The following is a 17,203-nucleotide window of genomic DNA, read 5'->3' as shown; positions in this document are numbered from 1 at the left end:
GCACGTCATCGTTTCATGGCCCGAAAGTAGGCAGGGTTTTGGACCTTCCGATTGACGCACTGTAGGCTGGCCAGTGCGAAGGCTTACAGGGCCGAACCCTTAGGGTCAAAGGCATTGGCATTTCGCACCATCCCTGACCCAGTTTCCCCCGCATAGCGGATGACCTTACTTGACGGATGAGCGCTTGGCGTGCAGATCAAACCATCCAACAACAACAGCAAACAGGTTGTCAGGGGATAGGCCCGCGGCAATATTCAGCCCTTCTTGAACCTTTACTGCATCTTCATAAGATATCCATTTTCCAGGTATGTCTTCACCAAACACACCCGATGCACTGGTTACAAACTTGTGATCGGGAACCGGTCCGTGCGGTGACGCAGGCGAGATGGTTTGGTACTCGACATATTTCTGGTTTGAAAACTTGAACCTGTCATACCCGTTCTTATGCAACGTCTCGAGCATATCCAGGCTTCCGTTTTCAACCGACACATATTTCGGCAGATTGGGCAGGTTCATAATTTGCGAAAGCGCAACGCTGTCAAGGCCTTCTATGTCGATCTTAACGTAAAGGATTTGCTTGGAAACCGGCCCCAATTCCTCGGAAAGATCAACTGCCGGAACAACGATTTTTTCGGCCCCATCCTTCCGGCTTCCGATTCTCTCATTTACCGAGCTCCAGGCCGAATTGAACTTGTTCACGTAGAAAGTGACCTCATCCGCCGTGCCGTCGGTTACAGCACAATTTCTGATATCGACGCCATCCACGCCCAGGTCTTCGAAATGCTTGGTTACGGCAGCACACAAATCTGGGATGGCCTCTACGGCGATGACGTTGAACCCTCTTTTACGGTAATAGACCGTGTCTTTACCGTCATTCATGCCGATGTCGACGATAATGCTTTCGCGGGCTTCGGGATACAAAGATTGAACTGAAGTTCCGTCTTCCTTAGGCAATGGCTTGGCAATCGGTTTTTTCTTGCCACGCAGAACACGACCTGCTTCGCGTACGCTTCGCGCCGCGCGGGACAGTCCAGATTTCTTGTTATCGCTCATGCGTGCCTCTGACTTTGGATAAATTACATTAGCGTGTTCAATGCCCGAGACCAAAATCTCGTTCAACACAAAAATTTGGATTTCAAACCTTGAAAGGTGTGCGTGGCAATAGGTTGCTGAACAAGTCCGACCTATTGCCCGAACACTTGCGTCAGAAGCGAGAGGGGGGGCGGGTGAACCGCCCCTTTACTCAGCCTTGTTCAGCGCGCACGCCTTTGGCGATTTGAAGCATTTGATCCGCAGGCAGGAAACCGCGCAGCATTTCAGTGCCCAAAACAAACGACGGCGTTCCGGTAATCTGCATCCGTTGTGCAAGGGCGCGGGTGCGGGTGATCTCATCGGTCACCTGATCGCTGTCCATCGCCGCGACGATTGCATCGCTGTCCAGACCCAAACCATCGGAAATGCGACGCAGAGAAACCTCGGTCGGTTCGCCGCCAAATTCCAGCAGCGCGTCATGAACTTGTTTATATGCGTCGTCGCCGGCCACATGTTTGGTCGCCACCGCAAAGCGCGAAGACAGGACCGAAGCTTCGCCCAGGATCGGGAATTCCTTGATCACCAAACGGATATTGCCGTCCTCAGCCAGCAGGTCGGCCACTTCGGGCACCGCACGGCGGCAATAGCCGCAGCGGTAGTCCATGAATTCGACCAGAGTAATGTCGCCTTCTGGATTGCCACCCACCCAGCTATAGCCGTCATTGAACAGTTCTTCGGCATTGGCGGCCACTAGTTCTTGGTCAGCGGCGGCCTCGGCAACCGCGTTGCGTTGTTCAAGGATGTTGATCGCCTCGATGATCACTTCGGGGTTCTCCAGCAGATATTCGCGCACCTGGGCGCCGAATTCTTCCTTTTCCGAGGCGCTAAGCGCGTTCAAATCCAACGCTTGCGCAGGGCCAGTGATCAAGGAAAGCCCCAGTAGGGCAGGTGCTGCATGTCTGAGGATCATTTCCGTTTCCTTTTTGCTTTCTTAGCGCGTTCCGAGGCAATCAGCACATCCTGCGCCCTTTGCCAACCCGGAGAGCCTTCGGGCAATTGCCCTAAGGCCCGTTTTGCGTGAATACCCGCGTCGGCCAACCGGCCGCGCAAGGCATATCGTTCAGCGGTCACGACCGAAGCCATGCCATTATTGCCGACCTTCGCATATGCGACCCCGAGGTCCTGCATCAGTCGGGCATTTCGGTAATCTCTTTGACGTGCCTTTACAAGCATTTGCAAGGCGTTCTTTGTCTGACCTTGCGCCAGCAATGCACGCCCGTACCCAGCCAGGATCAACGCGTCATTCGGGGCCATTTCAACAGCTTTGCCATAGGCTTTCACGGCGTCCTGCATTTGCCGGCTTTCCAGTAAAATCTGGCCCTTAAGCTCATAGTAAAACGGATCATTTGGCCGAATGGCCAGGGCGCCATCTATGGCGGCGCGGGCGTTGGCCAGATCATGGTTCTGATGATAGGCCGCTGCCTCACGCATCAGGCGGATGTCTTGCGCGTCTTCCTCTTTTGCGCGTCGCATGGTCCATGTTGGGGATCGGAGGAAAGCCGACAGCTTACCCTTGACCCGTGCGAACCAATAGTCGGCATTTGGGTCCGATTTGGACCAGTCGCCAGATTGCGCTAGAAACCTTTCGGCCACGCGCAGGCGCTCGCGGCTGGTGGGGTGCGACCGCATATAGGGGTCTTGATTGACCGCGTTTAGTAACTCTTGACCTGCGAATTTTCGATGCAGTTCAACCATCCCGATGGGCGAGATACCGGCCCATCGGAGGTAACTGGCGGCGCTTTGGTCGGCCGAGGATTCTTCGGCGCGGGTATGTCCCAGAAAACTGCGCAGGGCAGCACTTTGGGTTCCTGCGGCAATGCCTACTGCGGCCTCACCACCTCCGGCGGCAGCGGCAATTAGGGCCAGCGCAGTCCCTAACCCCGCCTTGCGTTGCGCCGCGCGCAGGTTTTGCGTCCGCCGGGCCAGATGGCCATTGGCGATATGCGCGGCCTCGTGCGCGATCACGGCCTGCAGCATTTCAGGGCTTTCGACGGTCAGGATCAGCCCGTAATTCAGGTAAATCGCGCTGTAATCGATGACAAAGGCGTTGAACGTGCGGTCATTGACGACAAATATCTTGACCCGATTGGTGTTCAGCCCGGCCGCACGCAGGATCGGAAAGGCCAGTTCGCGCAGCCCATGTTCGATATCGGGGTCTCGGATCAGGCCCTGAGCGTTTGCCGGAACAAGGCTTGCCATCCATGTCACTGCCACCAGCAACAGGGTCGGGATTGACGCCACCCTGGATAAGCGTTCAAAAGCCATGGCTGAAACATGGGAGATTGGCATGAGAAACTCAACCCGGTCCGGGGTCGATCCCTTTATCGTGATGGACGTGATGGAGGCCGCGCGCCGCGCCGAAGAGGCCGGGCGCCACATAATCCATATGGAGGTCGGCCAGCCCGGCACCGGTGCGCCTAAGGGGGCTGTTAAGGCTCTGGGGAAGGCCATGGAGCAAGCCCCGTTAGGTTATACGGTCGCGTTGGGATTGCCTGAGCTGCGGCAACGGATCGCACGTCTGTATGGCGATTGGTATAATGTTGATCTGAACCCCGAACGCGTTGTGATTACTCCGGGATCTTCTGGCGGATTCCTGCTGGCCTTCACCGCGCTGTTCGACAGCGGTGACCGCGTTGGCATCGGCGCGCCGGGCTATCCGTCTTACCGGCAAATTCTGAAAGCACTGGGTTTGGTGCCGGTTGACCTGCCCACTGCGCCGGAAAACCGCCTGCAACCGGTGCCTGCAGATTTCGCCGGGCTTGATCTGCAGGGGCTGATGGTCGCGTCACCTGCCAATCCGACCGGTACCATGCTGGATCATGCGTCAATGGGCGCGCTGATCGAGGCTGCGCACGGGCAGGGGGCCTCGTTCATCAGCGATGAGATTTACCATGGTCTGGAATATGAGGCCAAAGCCGTCACTGCGCTGGAGTTGACGGACGAGTGCTATGTGATCAACTCATTCTCGAAATATTTCTCGATGACCGGCTGGCGTGTTGGCTGGATGGTCGTGCCCGAAGATCAAGTGCGCGTCGTCGAGCGTATCGCCCAGAACATGTTCATCTGTGCGCCCCATGCCAGCCAGTTGGCAGCACTAGCCGCGATGGATTGCGACGCGGAATTGCAAGCCAATCTGGATGTTTATCGCCGCAATCGCACTTTGATGTTGGACGGTTTGCCCAAGGCCGGGTTCACCAATATCGCGCCGCCTGACGGGGCGTTCTACGTTTACGCCAATGTCTCGGACCTGACCGAAGACAGCCGTGCCTTCGCGGCCGAGATACTGGGCAAGGCCGGGGTGGCCGTGACTCCGGGGCTGGATTTCGACCCAGTGCGCGGGCACCGCACGCTGCGGTTTTCCTATGCGCGATCAACGGCAGATATCGAGGAAGGTCTGATGCGGCTTCAGCGTTTCATGGTTGAACGCGGTTCGATCACAACTCCGGCGTAACCCGTTCACAAATTAGCTTCGGTCCGCTAGTCTGACCGCCAAACGATCTCGGGAAAACTTGAGGCCATGAGCAGGATTTTCTACGCCATCGCGCTGATCTGGGCGCTGAGCAGCGCTGCGCTCGCGCATGATTTCAGCGCGCTTGCGCGGGTTTTGCCCGACGATAGCCGCATAACTCAAGATGGCCGCGCCGGAGTTCGCGTTGAACTTGGCCTCAGTCAGGGCGTTCCTTACCGTGTCTTCACACTGCGCGATCCGTACCGTGTCGTGCTGGATTTTCAGGAGGTCGACTGGACCGGCCTGGACGCCGACACTTTCCTGCAAACCGACCGGATCAGTGGCGTGCAATTCGGCGCCTATGTTCCCGGCTGGTCGCGCATGGTGTTGGAGCTGGGCGCACCACTGGCCGTCGATACCTCTGACCTGAGGGTGGATCAGGTCAAGGGAACAGCGCACCTGTCGCTTGGTCTGAGTGGCACTGATTTCGACAGCTTCGCCGCCAGCGCCGGGGCGCCGCGCCAGCCGGGATGGGACTTGCCGGAACCGTCGGTGACGCCTGCCAAACCCGGTCCAAACGGAACGCGCCCTTTGCTGGTGATGCTGGACCCAGGCCACGGCGGTATTGATCCAGGGGCCGAGGTCGCGGGAACAAACGAGAAGACCCTGATGCTGACCTTCGCGCGCGAGTTGCGGGAAACACTGCTGCGGGCCGGGGGATATCAGGTGGTAATGACCCGTGTGGACGACCATTTTGTCAGCCTCGAACGGCGCATAGCTCTGGCGCATCGGGCGGGTGCGGACGTGTTTATCTCGCTTCATGCCGATAGTCTCTCCGAGGGTCGCGCGCATGGTGCGGCGGTCTATACGCTGTCCGACGATGCCTCGGACGTTGCCAGCCACAAATTGGCCGAACGTCACGATAGGGGCGATCTGATCTCGGGCGTGGACCTCAGCGGTGCCGACGACCAGGTGGCCGACATCCTGCTGGATATCGCGCGGCAAGAGACCAAACCACGCACCGACGCGTTGGCGCGGGCCGTGGCCGACGGGATGACGCAGCAGGGCGGGCCAATGAACAACAGACCGATCCGCACGGCATCTTTTTCTGTGCTAAAGGCGGCGGATATCCCGTCGATTTTGGTCGAGCTTGGGTTTCTGTCCAGCCCCAGAGATCTAAAAAACGTCACGAATCCAGGATGGCGCAAACGGATGGCGCGCGGAATCCTGGCCGGGCTAGAGCAATGGCGGCAGGACGATCTGGTTAAACGCGCCCTGATTGGGCAGTGACCCTGCGGCGCAAAACGGCTAAAATTGGCCATCGTGTTTTGACCCTGCGCCGGGGCACCACTATATAGGCGGCAGCGCGAGTAAAAGGCAGTAACGTGATCCGTTTCATTCTTTCGTTTTTCGGGGCAATCTTCAGCCTCTTCACCTTGGGTATCTTCATGGCTGCGCTTGTGATCGGCGCGGTGTTCTGGATGTATGGGCGCGACCTGCCCAGCCATGAATCGCTAGCGCAATACAAGCCGCCGACGATCAGCCGGATTTATTCGGGCGAAGGTCAACTGATCGACGAATTCGCGCAGGAACGCCGCTTGTTTACCCCGTCCGAAGAAATTCCCGACCTGGTGAAGCAGGCGTTCATCTCGGCCGAGGACAAGAACTTTTACACGCATCAAGGCTATGACCCTCGCGGCATCATCGCTGCCGGTGTCGAGGCTGTGAAATCCAAGGGTGAAAACGTGCGTGGTGCGTCCACGATCACGCAGCAGGTGATGAAGAACTTCCTGCTGTCCGGCGACCGCCGGGCCGAGCGCAAGATCAAGGAAATCATCCTCGCCACCCGGCTTGAGGATACGCTGGACAAGGAACAGATTCTCGAACTCTATATGAACGAGATCTTTCTGGGCCAGAACTCGTATGGTGTGACGGCTGCCGCGCAGACCTATTTCAACAAGACGTTGCAGGAACTGGCCCCGCATGAGGCGGCCACACTGGCCGCAATGCCCAAAGCGCCGTCCGATTACCATCCAGTTCGCCAGAAAGAACGCCTGCTGGCGCGCCGTGATTACGTGCTGCGCGAAATGCACCAGAATGGCTATATCGATAAGGCGACCTATGAGACCGAGGTCAATCAACCGCTGCGCTCGGTCCAAAACGGTGACTTCGAAAGCTTCCGCACTGCGCTGCCACCGCGTGACTATTTCACCGACGAAATCCGCCGCCAGTTGAGCGAGGATTTCGGCGAGGGTGAGTTCTTTACTGGCGGCTTTACCGTCCGCGCCTCGGTGGACGAAGAGATGCAGGTTGAAGCGGCCAAGGCCCTGCGTACCGCGCTGCAGAAATACGACCGCTCACGCGGTAAATGGCGCGGCACGAAAGAAGTGATCGCCGAAGATAAACTGACCGATGAAGCCCAGTGGCGCGAGGCGCTGGCGATCTTGGAAATCCCGCGCGACGTGGTGCTGCCAACGCAGTGGTATCCGGCGGTGGTTTTGAACGTGGCCGATCAATCCCTAACGGTCGGTATCGAGAACGGCCCAGCCGACGGCGTTGTGCCCCGTTCCGATATCAAATGGATGCAGGGCGATTTCGCCGCCAATTTCAAACGTGGTGACGTCATCCTGGTCATGGCCGGCGAAGAAGGTCAGTGGTCGGCGCGTCAAATTCCCGAAGTACAGGGCGGATTTGTCGCGATGGACGTGAATTCGGGCCGGGTTCTGGCGATGCAGGGCGGGTTCTCGTATCAGGATACGGTGTTCAACCGCGCTACGCAGGCGCAGCGCCAGCCGGGGTCCAGCTTTAAGCCTTTTGTTTACGCAGCGGCACTGGACAGTGGTTATAGCCCAGCAACAATCGTGGTGGATGCCCCGATCGAGGTGAACACGCCGCAAGGTTTGTGGCGGCCCAAGAACTCGACAAACAAGTTCTATGGTCCGACGCCACTGCGCACCGGGATCGAGCAGTCGCGGAACCTGATGACGATCCGTCTGGCGCAAGAGGTCACGATGCCGGTTGTCGCGGGCTACGCTGAGCGTTTCGGCGTTTACGATCGGATGGGTGCGTTCCTTGCCAACTCGCTGGGATCCGAGGAAACCACGTTGTACAAGATGGTCGCGGCCTATGCGATGTTCGCCAATGGTGGTGAACGGGTCGAGCCCACTCTGGTCGACCGAATTCAGGACCGGTTCGGCAAGACGATTTACCGACATGACGACCGCCAGTGTGTGAACTGTAACTCTAGCTGGCTTGAGCCGGACGAGTCGCCCACCATTGTGACCGATCGCTGGCAGGTCATGGATGCGATCACCGCGTATCAGCTGACGTCGATGATGAAGGGCGTGGTGGATCGGGGAACTGCGTCGAGCGTCGTTAATCTGCCCGTGCCCACAGCGGGTAAAACAGGTACGACCAACGAATCCAAAGATGCGTGGTTCATCGGCTTTACGTCCAATATCGTGGCCGGCTGCTATATCGGGTATGACCGCCCGCGACCGATGGGGCGGGGGGCCTATGGCGGCACAATGTGTGGCCCGGTTTTCCAAAGCTTTATGGAAAAAGCTGTCGAGAAATATGGCGGCGGTCCGTTTGAAGTGCCCGAGGGTGGCCACTTTATCAAAATCGACCGTTTCAGTGGCGCGCGCCTGCCTGCGGATGCGACCGGGGATTATGTCGTTGCCGAGTATTTCCGCGATGGCGTCGACGGCTTTATTGACCGCGTGTATGACGGCGGATTTGCGGTTGGTTCGGACCTGCCGCTGTTCGAAGAGGTCAACACCGGCCGTCAGGTGACCACATCAACCGGGAATACCGTCACTGTTGGCCCCAATGCCAGCCAGGGTGATCTCTCGACCGGTGGGCTTTACTAATAACCGATATGTTTCGGGGCTCCGCTGTCTTGTGGTGCCCCGAACCTCTTGCTATCACGCAGGCCTGATTGAGCAAGTTGGGACAAGACCATGCGCGCCGAAACCCAGAATACCGTGGCGGAAATTGAAAAGTCGCTGGAGCTACTGGCGCAGCGTATGGACTATGACACTGCGCCCCACCGCCTTGAGGAATTTAATGCGCGCGTCGAGGATCCCAACCTTTGGGACAACCCCGAGAACGCGCAGAAACTGATGCGCGAACGTCAGATGCTGGTTGATGCCATCGAAACCTATGAAACCATCAAAACCGATCTAAGCGACAATATCGAATTGATCGAACTGGGCGAGATGGAGGAGGACGAAGAGGTTGTCACGGACGCTGAAAACGCCATCAAAAGCCTGAAAGCCAAAGCCGCCAAGAAAGAGCTGGAGGCGCTGCTGGATGGCGAGGCCGATGGCAATGACACCTTCCTCGAAATCAACTCGGGCGCGGGTGGCACGGAAAGCTGCGACTGGGCCTCGATGCTGGCGCGGATGTATGTGCGTTGGGCCGAGAAAAAGGGCTATACCGTCGAGCTGCAATCCGAGACCTCGGGTGAAGAGGCGGGGATTAAATCCGCCGCCTACAAGATTTCCGGTCATAACGCCTATGGCTGGTTGAAGTCTGAAAGTGGTGTGCACCGGTTGGTGCGGATTTCACCTTATGACTCGGCGGCTAAGCGGCATACGTCGTTCAGCTCGGTCTGGGTCTATCCGGTGGTTGATGACAATATTGAGATCGAGGTGAACCCCTCGGACATCCGTATCGACACATACCGGTCCTCGGGCGCGGGCGGTCAGCACGTGAACACCACGGACTCGGCAGTTCGGATCACGCACATTCCGACCGGGATCGTTGTAACCAGTTCCGAGAAGTCGCAGCACCAAAACCGCGATATTGCGATGAAGGCGCTGAAGTCGCGCCTGTATCAGCAAGAGCTGGATCGCCGCAACGCGGATATCAACGCTGCGCACGAGGCCAAGGGCGACGCGGGCTGGGGAAACCAAATCCGGTCCTATGTCCTGCAGCCTTATCAGATGGTGAAGGATCTGCGCACCAACCATGAGACATCAGACACCAAGGGTGTGTTGGATGGTGATCTGGATGGGTTCATGGCAGCCACACTGGCGTTGAACGTGGCGGGCAAAAGCCGGTCCGAGGCGCAGGGCGACTAAGGCGGGCAGGGGCATTGCCCGGTCTCCGCAAGCAATGCCTCCCCCGATATATTTTTGGCCAGATGCAACGGATCCCGGCTTTCTGTGGGAACGGAAAAGATTCATTTAAACAGTGGGTTTAAATGGGGGGATGCCCCGGCTAGGTTGACCTTGCAAAAGGGACGAGCCTGGGATGAATCTGAGCCAAGCAACTGCAAGTGACCTGTTGAACGCGCTGACGGACCGGCAGGTGTCGGCGCAAGAGGTGATGCTGCAAACGCTGGAGCGGATTGGCGAGGTCAACGAGGCCGCGAACGCCATTGTGGCTTTGCGCGAGCGGGATGATTTGATGACCGAGGCCCGCGCTTTGGATGCTGGTCCAATCCGTGGCCCCCTGCATGGACTGCCGATTGCGGTCAAAGATCTGGTGAACGTGGCGGGGATCGTAACATCGCAGGGATCTCCGATTTTTAAGGATCACGTTGCGCAAAGGGATGATCTGATTGCCGCGCGGATGCGGGCGGCCGGAGCGATCCTGATCGGCAAGACCAATGTTCCCGAATTCGGGCTGGGGTCCCATACTTTCAATCCGGTCCATGGCGCGACGACGAACCCTTATAATCCGGCCCGGACCTGCGGCGGGTCATCCGGCGGCGCGGCGGTGGCGCTGGCGACCGGGATGGTGGCGCTTGCGGATGGGTCAGACGCGATGGGCAGCCTACGCAACCCGGCGGCCTGGAACAATGTTTACGGGTTTCGGCCAAGCTGGGGGCGGGTGCCGTCGGAACCGGTAGGTGATGGCTTTCTGCATCAGCTGTCCACGCTTGGCCCGATGGCGCGCAGCCCAGAGGATCTGGGCCTGTTGCTGGACGTGATCTCAGGGCCAGATGTGCGGCAGCCGTTTGGTGGGGCCACCCCCATAGTGTCGCCGGTGCAGGCGGCAGACATGCGCGGCGTGCGGATTGGGTGGCTGGATGACTGGGGAGGGGCTTATCCATTTGAGGATGGCGTACACGCGCAATGTGAAAGTGCTTTGAATGTGTTCACTCAGCTGGGGGCCGAGGTCATCCCCGTTGCGCCGCCATTTGAGGCCGAGCGCCTTTGGGAGAGTTGGATAACCTTGCGATCCTGGAGCGTGGCCGCAAGCCTTGCGCCGCTTGCAGATCAACGTGACGTGTTGAAAGACACGGCGCAATGGGAGTTGGACCGAGGGCAGACTCTGACGGCGATGCAAGTGCATGAAGCCAGCGTCATCCGGTCCGAATGGTTTCGATGCGTGGCAGAGTTGATGCGTGGTTATGATGCCATGGTGTTGCCGTCTGCGCAGGTTTGGCCCTTTGAGATTGAGACGCCATACCCAACGGAAATTGCGGGGCGAAGGATGGATACCTATCATCGGTGGATGGAGGTCATGGTGCCAGTCAGCCTGATCGGCTTGCCCTGCCTGTCAGCACCGGCGGGTTTTGGAGCCAACGGATTACCGATGGGAATTCAGGTGTTTGGTCCACGCGGCTCCGACGCCCGCATCCTGTCGATTGGCGCAACCTATCACGCCGCCACCATGTGGCCGCAAAAACGACCGGCCCAACCATAGGGTCGGCAAGGGAGGAGGACAGAACATGGACAAGCCATTTGGTGTTCCGGAAATGGGGCCGGTGAATTTGGGGATGTTGCGCGAAGCCCTGCGCCGGGCCTGGACAGACTTTCGTCGGGCTCCGGTTTTTGGGCTTCTGTTTGCGGGGTTTTACGTGCTGGCCGGTTGGTTCATGGCCTGGATCACCTTGCAGACGGGCACGTCGTACTGGTTGGTTCTGGCTGCTATCGGGTTTCCTTTGCTGGGGCCCTTTGCGGCGGTAGGGATGTATGAAGTCTCGCACCGGCTGGAGCAGGGTGAGACCTTGGAATTCAAGTCTATTTTCGGAGTGGTGGTGCAGCAGGGGCGCCGTCAGTTGCCCTCGATATGCGCGATTATTGTGGTGATGTTTTTATTCTGGTTCTTTCTGGGCCATATGATCTTTGCCCTGTTCATGGGGTTGTCGACGATGACAAACGTGTCGACCTCGTTAGAGGTGTATTTGACCGCCAACGGGTTGACGATGTTGGCTGTGGGAAGCGTTGTGGGCGCTGTGTTTGCGACGGTGCTTTATATGATCACCGTACTTTCCATCCCCATGCTGTTGGACCGAGAGCTGGATTTCGTGACCGCTATGATCGCCAGTTTCAGCTATGTCCGTGATCATTTCAGCGTCATGTTGTTGTGGGGAATCTTTATCGCCATCCTGACTTTTCTAGCCATGATTCCGTGGTTTTTGGGCTTGTTTTTTGTGCTGCCGTTGTTGGGGCATGCTAGCTGGCATTTATATCGGCTGATCACTCAAGCGTCGGGCGAAAACGCTGCGTGACGTCAGCTTGCCGCTTGCTGAAGCGAGCGTTCTGCACGGCGGGCGGTTCGCGCCGCTGCCAGAACGGCCGAAGGGTCTTCGCCCAGATGACGCAGTAGAATGCGCCGGGTGGTTGTCTCGCTGGCGGTCGTTCTGGACAAGCAGATTGCCACGCCGCGCCACCGGTCCGAATGCTCATCGGTCCCGCGCGTCACCAGATAAATACGGCTGTTTTGCGAGGCTCGGCTGGACATCAGGATATAAATCTGCCGGCCAGCACAGGCGGCGATGCCTTGCACTTCACGTTCTGTCGGAGCGGCGCTCGGCATGCCAGGGCGCGGCTCATAACCACGCACCAGCGTGCATTGCGGCAACCGGCGTGCGTGAATCAACCGATGACGCGAGGGCTTAGGATCATCCAGTTCGGTCTCCGTCGCATAGTAGAACCCCGCCGGAAACAGGTTCTCGGTCAGTGTTGTGGGGCCCGAGCCCAGAAAATCTGTAAGGGCAGACGCTGCGGGATGTGTCGGAGAGCGGTCGATCTCGTCCAGCGGGCGCAGCAGAATACGGGCGTCCACTTCGAAAAACCGGCAAATCCGGTCAAGTACGTCAGGTCTTGGAAAACTCTCGCCACCAAGGTATCGGTTGAATTGCGTCCGGTTGACGCCCAATTGTCGGCAAAGTTCTGATACTGATGTATATTGCTGCGCAAGTTGTCTGAGATTGGCGCCGAACATCCTGCGCAATTCGTCCGGGTTGCGGATGTCTTTGGTCATAGGTGTCCCAGGTTCTCGCGACTTGTTTTATAGTACGCAACATGTTCGACCTGACGGTCGACATAACGCACATATCGTACAGATGACACGAACGGGCGCATCCCAACGCCACGTCACCCCCAGAGGCTAACGTCCAATCTTACAAACGCAATAGGCTTTATCTTGTTTTGTGTGATCTTTTTGGGCGCTTTGGCGCCAATAAACGTTATTCGGCCAGTTTTAGCTTACAAGGCAGCATGACAGGCCAGAGTTTCCCCACCCATACGCGAGCCGACAGGGTGGGGTAAATGTTACTCGCCACGCAGCAGGGCCGCAACGCCAGTGCGGGCCACTTCGACCAGACCCAGAGGGCGCATCAGATCGGCAAAGGCGTCGATCTTGTCCGGGGCTCCGGTGATTTCAAAAATGAAAGAGTTCAGCGTGCTGTCGACCACGTTGGCGCGGAAGATATCGGCCAGACGCAGCGCCTCGACCCTTTTGTCGCCTGCGCCAACCACTTTGATGATCGCCAGCTCCCGCTCGACCGCGTCGCCTTCGACGGTCAAATCATGCACGTCGTGAACGGTGACGATACGACCCAGCTGCGCCTTGATCTGCTCGATAACCTGCGGCGTACCGGTGGTCACGATGGTGATACGGCTCAGATGCCCGGTGTGGTCAACCTCGGCTACGGTAAGGCTTTCGATGTTGTAACCACGGCCCGAGAACAACCCGATTACACGGGCTAGGACACCGGGTTCGTTTTCGACCAGAACCGCAATCGTGTGGCGTTCTTGCACGTCCGAAAAGGTCGGGCGTAGGTTATAGGCCGAATGGCGGGTAGAGCCTTTTTTGATATGTAGGGCAGACATTTACGTCCCTTTCATCATTCTTGTGGTGTTGGGCGCTCCGCCGCGCCCAACAAATTTCGTCAAACCAGAACCGAGCCTTTGGAATCGATCACGCCCTGTGTTTCGGCCTCGCCCAGCAACATCTCGTTATGTGCCTTTCCTGACGGGATCATGGGGAAGCAATTCTCGTGCTTTTCCACCAGACAGTCAAAAATCACCGGACCGTCATAGTTGATCATCTCCATGATCGCGTCATCCAGATCGGCGGGGTCAGAGCAAAGGATGCCCTTGGCGCCGAACGCCTCGGCCAGCTTGACGAAATCGGGCAGCGCTTCGGACCACGAATGCGAATACCGCTCGCCATGCAGAAGTTCCTGCCACTGACGTACCATGCCAAGGCGTTCATTGTTCAGGATGAACTGCTTCACCGGCAGGCGGTACTGAACAGCCGTGCCCATTTCCTGCATGTTCATCAGCCACGACGCCTCACCGGCCACGTTGATCACCAGCGCGTCCGGATGCGCCATCTGCACCCCAACAGAGGCCGGGAAACCATAGCCCATCGTGCCCAAACCACCCGAGGTCATCCAGCGGTTGGGGTCTTCGAAGCCAAGATACTGCGCCGCCCACATCTGATGCTGACCGACCTCGGTTGTGATGTAGCGGTCGTGCTTTTTGGTCAGCTCTTCAAGGCGTTGCAGCGCATATTGCGGTTTGATGGTCTTTTCGCTGTTGGTGAACGCCAGGCAATTCACCTTGCGCCAGTCGCTTATCTGGGCCTGCCACTTCTTGACGGCGGCCGCATCGGTTTTGCGGCCGCGCGATTTCCAGACCTTGAGGATATCCTCAAGCACATGTGCCACATCACCGACAATCGGGATGTCCACGCGGATCACCTTGTTGATCGATGACGGATCAATGTCGATATGCGCCTTTTTCGAGTTCGGCGAGAATGCATCAATCCGCCCGGTGATCCGGTCGTCGAACCGTGCGCCGACATTGATCATCAGGTCGCAGTCATGCATCGCCAGGTTGGCCTCGTACAGGCCGTGCATCCCCAGCATGCCCAGCCAGTTTTCACCCGACGCCGGATAAGCGCCCAGACCCATCAGGGTCGAGGTGACCGGAAAGCCCGTCGCATCAACCAATTCGCGCAGCAATTGGCTGGCAGCAGGGCCCGAGTTGATGACGCCGCCGCCAGTGTAAAAGACCGGCTTCTTTGCGGTCTCGATTGCCGCAACCAGTTCGGTGATCTCTTCCAGATCGCCTTTCAGAACCGGTTGGTAGTGCGATGTTGACGGTTTTGGCGCGGTATATTCACCCGAGGCAAACTGAACGTCTTTGGGAATATCGACCAGCACCGGCCCGGGGCGGCCCGAGATGGCGACGTGAAATGCCTCATGCATCGTCTCAGACAGCGAATCCGTGTCCTTCACCAGCCAGTTATGCTTGGTGCAAGGGCGGGTGATACCGACTGTGTCGGCCTCTTGAAAGGCGTCCGAGCCGATCATGAAGGTCGGAACCTGCCCAGTCAGAACCACAATCGGGATCGAATCCAGCAGCGCATCGGTCAGGCCGGTCACCGCGTTAGTGGCGCCGGGGCCAGAAGTCACCAGTGCAACGCCGGGTTTGCCGGTTGACCGGGCATAGCCTTCGGCGGCGTGAACCGCGCCCTGTTCGTGGCGCACCAGAACGTGCCGAATGTCGTTTTGCAGAAAGATCTCATCATAGATCGGTAGCACGGCGCCACCGGGGTATCCGAATACCGTGTCCACGCCCTGATCCTTGAGGGCCTGAACTACCATTTTTGCGCCGGTCATCTCACGTGTCATCTGCTTTGCTCCGTTCGCGACATGTGTCTTGCGTTTAGCATAAAAAAAGCCCCCGAGATTTTTCGGAGGCGCATGGGTTCGATTATGGTTTACCGTTACCGGCCCATGCGCGTGTTTCCTACGATTACGACTAGCGCTTTCATCGCCAGAGGCTCCTTTTCAGCTTGGCAGGGACATTATGGGCGGGCGAAAGGGGCGTCAACAGGCAATCGTACCAATTTTGTAACCTGAGATGCAGTTTTTGCGACATTTTATTGCGCAGATTGCCGCAGGTTGGGAATTTCCGCGAATTTTTGCCCGCTCATGATGATTTGGGCTGGCAAATGGCAGGTCTGAAAGCGTCAAGGCAATGTCTAAAATTGACATGAGCGACCCGGCTCTGTGCGGCACGCTGGTCTCAGTTGAACAGGTAAGGGAGGCGAAGAATGTTGCAGGACCTCATAGATCTAGGGCGGTATCCGATCGATCGGCCCGGGTCGCGGGGCTATGATCAGACGATTGCAGATGTGCGGAAAGAACTTGATCAAGACGGCTGCGCGGTTCTGCCAGGATTTGTGCATGAGGACGGTTTGGAGTTGCTGGTGCGCGAGGCGGATGAGGTTGCCCCACAAGCGCATCGCTCTTTCAACAGGACCAACGCCTATTTCACCAAAGATGATCCGCGCTTTGGGATCGGGCATCCGATACGCCGTTTTTATGACCGCTCAAACGCCTTTGTTCCCGCAGATAATTTCCCCACGTCGGGTCCTTTGCGGCGGATTTACGAATATGAATGGTTCATGCCTTTTGTCCGTGACGCATTGGACGAGCCCGAGGATCGGTTCTTTCGCTATGATGATCCGCTGGCAGATGTGATCATTAACGTGGTCGAAGAGGGGCAGGGCTTTCCCTGGCATTTCGACACCAACAACTACACCGTTACGCTGGCCATTCAGAATGGAGAAGTCGGGGGCACCTTTGAATATGTGCCGAACCTGCGCACGGCCGAGGACGAAAATTTTAAGTCCGTGGCCTCGGTTTTGGACGGAGACAGGGCACGGGTCCGAGAGCTGGAGTTGCAACCGGGGGACCTACAGATTTTCAAGGGACGGTACGCGCTGCACAGGGTGGCCCCAGTAACGGGTGCGCGCACCCGATACGTTGGGATTTTCTCATTCGTTGAAGCCGAAGGGATGTGCGGCGGGGTTGAACGCACACGACAGCTTTATGGGCGTGTGTTACCGCATCATCATGCGCGTGAAGGGATGCGAAAGGATCAATTGCTGGACTGAAAATTCTGGGGTTAAAATAAAGAGGTTTTCAGCGACCGGAGGGTCCGATGCCTAAGATTATACAGCTTACGCCATTTGTTCTGTGTTCCTCCCTGCAAAAGCAGATTGATTTCTATTGCGATCGTTTGGGATTTTCTTGCGGGTTTCGGCAGGACAATTACGCTTTTTTGTCATTGGGGTCCGTGGCCATTCGGCTATTGGAATGCCCGCCGCGCGATGATGGTCGCCCGTTGGGAGAAGATCAGTCGTTTTACATAGACGTCGACGAAATCGACGATTTGTACGACAGCTTGCTGCCGGGATTGGCTGATCTACCCGAAGGGCGCGTGCGCCCGCCGTTTGATCAACCCTATCTGCAGCGCGAGTTTCACGTTATCGACGAAGACGGGACGTTGGTATTCTTTGGACAGGATATCAGCCCGAGGGGGTAGGCCCTCCCGCCCGTTGTCAATACACCTGCGGCGCATCTCCTCCGGTTAGGCCGGGCAGCGCTGCGCGCTGCGGGCG

General features: G+C 57.7%; 14 protein-coding genes. 8 read left to right on the top strand and 6 right to left on the bottom strand.

The annotated features are described in order from the left end of the window. Nucleotides 1-165: 165 nt before the first annotated feature. The 3 genes from ACR0B0_RS06710 to ACR0B0_RS06700 form a co-directional block, all read right to left on the bottom strand. Nucleotides 166-1,053, bottom strand: a complete 888-nt coding sequence (locus ACR0B0_RS06710) for an FkbM family methyltransferase (RefSeq protein WP_480646997.1) — start codon at nucleotides 1,051-1,053, stop codon at nucleotides 166-168. A gap of 190 nt (nucleotides 1,054-1,243) precedes the next feature. Continuing rightward, nucleotides 1,244-2,002: a DsbA family protein gene (locus ACR0B0_RS06705; protein ID WP_170396154.1), complete on the bottom strand. Its 759-nt coding sequence runs from the start codon at nucleotides 2,000-2,002 to the stop codon at nucleotides 1,244-1,246. Further along, on the bottom strand, nucleotides 1,999-3,381 hold the full coding sequence (locus tag ACR0B0_RS06700; RefSeq protein WP_480646994.1) for a M48 family metalloprotease: 1,383 nt from the start codon (nucleotides 3,379-3,381) through the stop codon (nucleotides 1,999-2,001). Before ACR0B0_RS06700 ends, ACR0B0_RS06705 begins: the two co-directional genes overlap by 4 nt. On the opposite strand from ACR0B0_RS06700, the gene ACR0B0_RS06695 reads away from it, so the two are divergent. The 6 genes from ACR0B0_RS06695 (at nucleotide 3,380) to ACR0B0_RS06670 (ending at nucleotide 12,008) form a co-directional block, all read left to right on the top strand. Continuing rightward, complete coding sequence (locus ACR0B0_RS06695) at nucleotides 3,380-4,543, top strand: pyridoxal phosphate-dependent aminotransferase (RefSeq protein WP_480646992.1); 1,164 nt, start codon at nucleotides 3,380-3,382, stop codon at nucleotides 4,541-4,543. The two genes, ACR0B0_RS06700 and ACR0B0_RS06695, sit on opposite strands and share 2 nt — an antisense overlap. A 66-nt stretch (nucleotides 4,544-4,609) precedes the next feature. Further along, nucleotides 4,610-5,830, top strand: coding sequence for an N-acetylmuramoyl-L-alanine amidase (locus ACR0B0_RS06690; protein WP_480646990.1), 1,221 nt, complete (start codon nucleotides 4,610-4,612; stop codon nucleotides 5,828-5,830). A gap of 95 nt (nucleotides 5,831-5,925) precedes the next feature. Further along, on the top strand, nucleotides 5,926-8,412 hold the full coding sequence (locus ACR0B0_RS06685; protein WP_480646988.1) for a penicillin-binding protein 1A: 2,487 nt from the start codon (nucleotides 5,926-5,928) through the stop codon (nucleotides 8,410-8,412). Between the two features lie 90 nt (nucleotides 8,413-8,502). After that, complete coding sequence (gene prfB, locus ACR0B0_RS06680; protein WP_480646986.1) at nucleotides 8,503-9,627, top strand: peptide chain release factor 2; 1,125 nt, start codon at nucleotides 8,503-8,505, stop codon at nucleotides 9,625-9,627. A 172-nt stretch (nucleotides 9,628-9,799) separates the two neighbouring features. Then, nucleotides 9,800-11,200 carry an amidase gene (locus tag ACR0B0_RS06675; protein WP_480646984.1) on the top strand — a complete coding sequence of 467 codons (1,401 nt, stop codon included), beginning with the start codon at nucleotides 9,800-9,802 and terminating at the stop codon, nucleotides 11,198-11,200. Nucleotides 11,201-11,225: 25 nt separating this feature from the next. Beyond that, the gene (locus ACR0B0_RS06670; protein ID WP_170349014.1) at nucleotides 11,226-12,008 is read left to right on the top strand and encodes a DUF2189 domain-containing protein; all 783 of its coding nucleotides are present in this window, start codon (nucleotides 11,226-11,228) and stop codon (nucleotides 12,006-12,008) included. Between the two features lie 2 nt (nucleotides 12,009-12,010). On the opposite strand, the gene ACR0B0_RS06665 is transcribed toward ACR0B0_RS06670, so the two are convergent. The 3 genes from ACR0B0_RS06665 to ACR0B0_RS06655 all read right to left on the bottom strand — a co-directional run bounded on the left by ACR0B0_RS06665 (nucleotide 12,011) and on the right by ACR0B0_RS06655 (nucleotide 15,425). Then, nucleotides 12,011-12,763, bottom strand: a complete 753-nt coding sequence (locus ACR0B0_RS06665) for a helix-turn-helix domain-containing protein (RefSeq protein ID WP_226688333.1) — start codon at nucleotides 12,761-12,763, stop codon at nucleotides 12,011-12,013. A gap of 290 nt (nucleotides 12,764-13,053) precedes the next feature. Then, complete coding sequence (gene ilvN / locus ACR0B0_RS06660) at nucleotides 13,054-13,614, bottom strand: acetolactate synthase small subunit (protein ID WP_170349013.1); 561 nt, start codon at nucleotides 13,612-13,614, stop codon at nucleotides 13,054-13,056. A 59-nt stretch (nucleotides 13,615-13,673) separates the two neighbouring features. Then, a complete protein-coding gene (locus ACR0B0_RS06655) occupies nucleotides 13,674-15,425 on the bottom strand; it encodes an acetolactate synthase 3 large subunit (protein WP_170349012.1) in 1,752 nt (583 codons plus the stop codon). A gap of 425 nt (nucleotides 15,426-15,850) precedes the next feature. On the opposite strand from ACR0B0_RS06655, the gene ACR0B0_RS06650 reads away from it, so the two are divergent. Both ACR0B0_RS06650 and ACR0B0_RS06645 read left to right on the top strand, forming a co-directional pair. Next, the gene (locus tag ACR0B0_RS06650; RefSeq protein ID WP_170349011.1) at nucleotides 15,851-16,696 is read left to right on the top strand and encodes a HalD/BesD family halogenase; all 846 of its coding nucleotides are present in this window, start codon (nucleotides 15,851-15,853) and stop codon (nucleotides 16,694-16,696) included. A gap of 47 nt (nucleotides 16,697-16,743) precedes the next feature. Then, nucleotides 16,744-17,127, top strand: a complete 384-nt coding sequence (locus ACR0B0_RS06645) for a bleomycin resistance protein (protein ID WP_170349010.1) — start codon at nucleotides 16,744-16,746, stop codon at nucleotides 17,125-17,127. The last annotated feature ends 76 nt before the right edge of the window (nucleotides 17,128-17,203 follow it).

The organism is Ruegeria sp. BA12 (assembly GCF_056539625.1).
This window is presented reverse-complemented; position numbering and strand designations above follow the sequence as displayed.

Coding starts and splice junctions, on each gene's coding strand:
- ACR0B0_RS06710 (WP_480646997.1), bottom strand. CDS start 1,053: ATGAGCGATAACAAGAAATCTGGACTGTCCCGCGCGGCGCGAAGCGTA.
- ACR0B0_RS06705 (WP_170396154.1), bottom strand. CDS start 2,002: ATGATCCTCAGACATGCAGCACCTGCCCTACTGGGGCTTTCCTTGATC.
- ACR0B0_RS06695 (WP_480646992.1), top strand. CDS start 3,380: ATGAGAAACTCAACCCGGTCCGGGGTCGATCCCTTTATCGTGATGGAC.
- ACR0B0_RS06700 (WP_480646994.1), bottom strand. CDS start 3,381: ATGCCAATCTCCCATGTTTCAGCCATGGCTTTTGAACGCTTATCCAGG.
- ACR0B0_RS06690 (WP_480646990.1), top strand. CDS start 4,610: ATGAGCAGGATTTTCTACGCCATCGCGCTGATCTGGGCGCTGAGCAGC.
- prfB (WP_480646986.1), top strand. CDS start 8,503: ATGCGCGCCGAAACCCAGAATACCGTGGCGGAAATTGAAAAGTCGCTG.
- ACR0B0_RS06675 (WP_480646984.1), top strand. CDS start 9,800: ATGAATCTGAGCCAAGCAACTGCAAGTGACCTGTTGAACGCGCTGACG.
- ACR0B0_RS06670 (WP_170349014.1), top strand. CDS start 11,226: ATGGACAAGCCATTTGGTGTTCCGGAAATGGGGCCGGTGAATTTGGGG.
- ACR0B0_RS06665 (WP_226688333.1), bottom strand. CDS start 12,763: ATGACCAAAGACATCCGCAACCCGGACGAATTGCGCAGGATGTTCGGC.
- ilvN (WP_170349013.1), bottom strand. CDS start 13,614: ATGTCTGCCCTACATATCAAAAAAGGCTCTACCCGCCATTCGGCCTAT.
- ACR0B0_RS06655 (WP_170349012.1), bottom strand. CDS start 15,425: ATGACACGTGAGATGACCGGCGCAAAAATGGTAGTTCAGGCCCTCAAG.
- ACR0B0_RS06650 (WP_170349011.1), top strand. CDS start 15,851: ATGTTGCAGGACCTCATAGATCTAGGGCGGTATCCGATCGATCGGCCC.
- ACR0B0_RS06645 (WP_170349010.1), top strand. CDS start 16,744: ATGCCTAAGATTATACAGCTTACGCCATTTGTTCTGTGTTCCTCCCTG.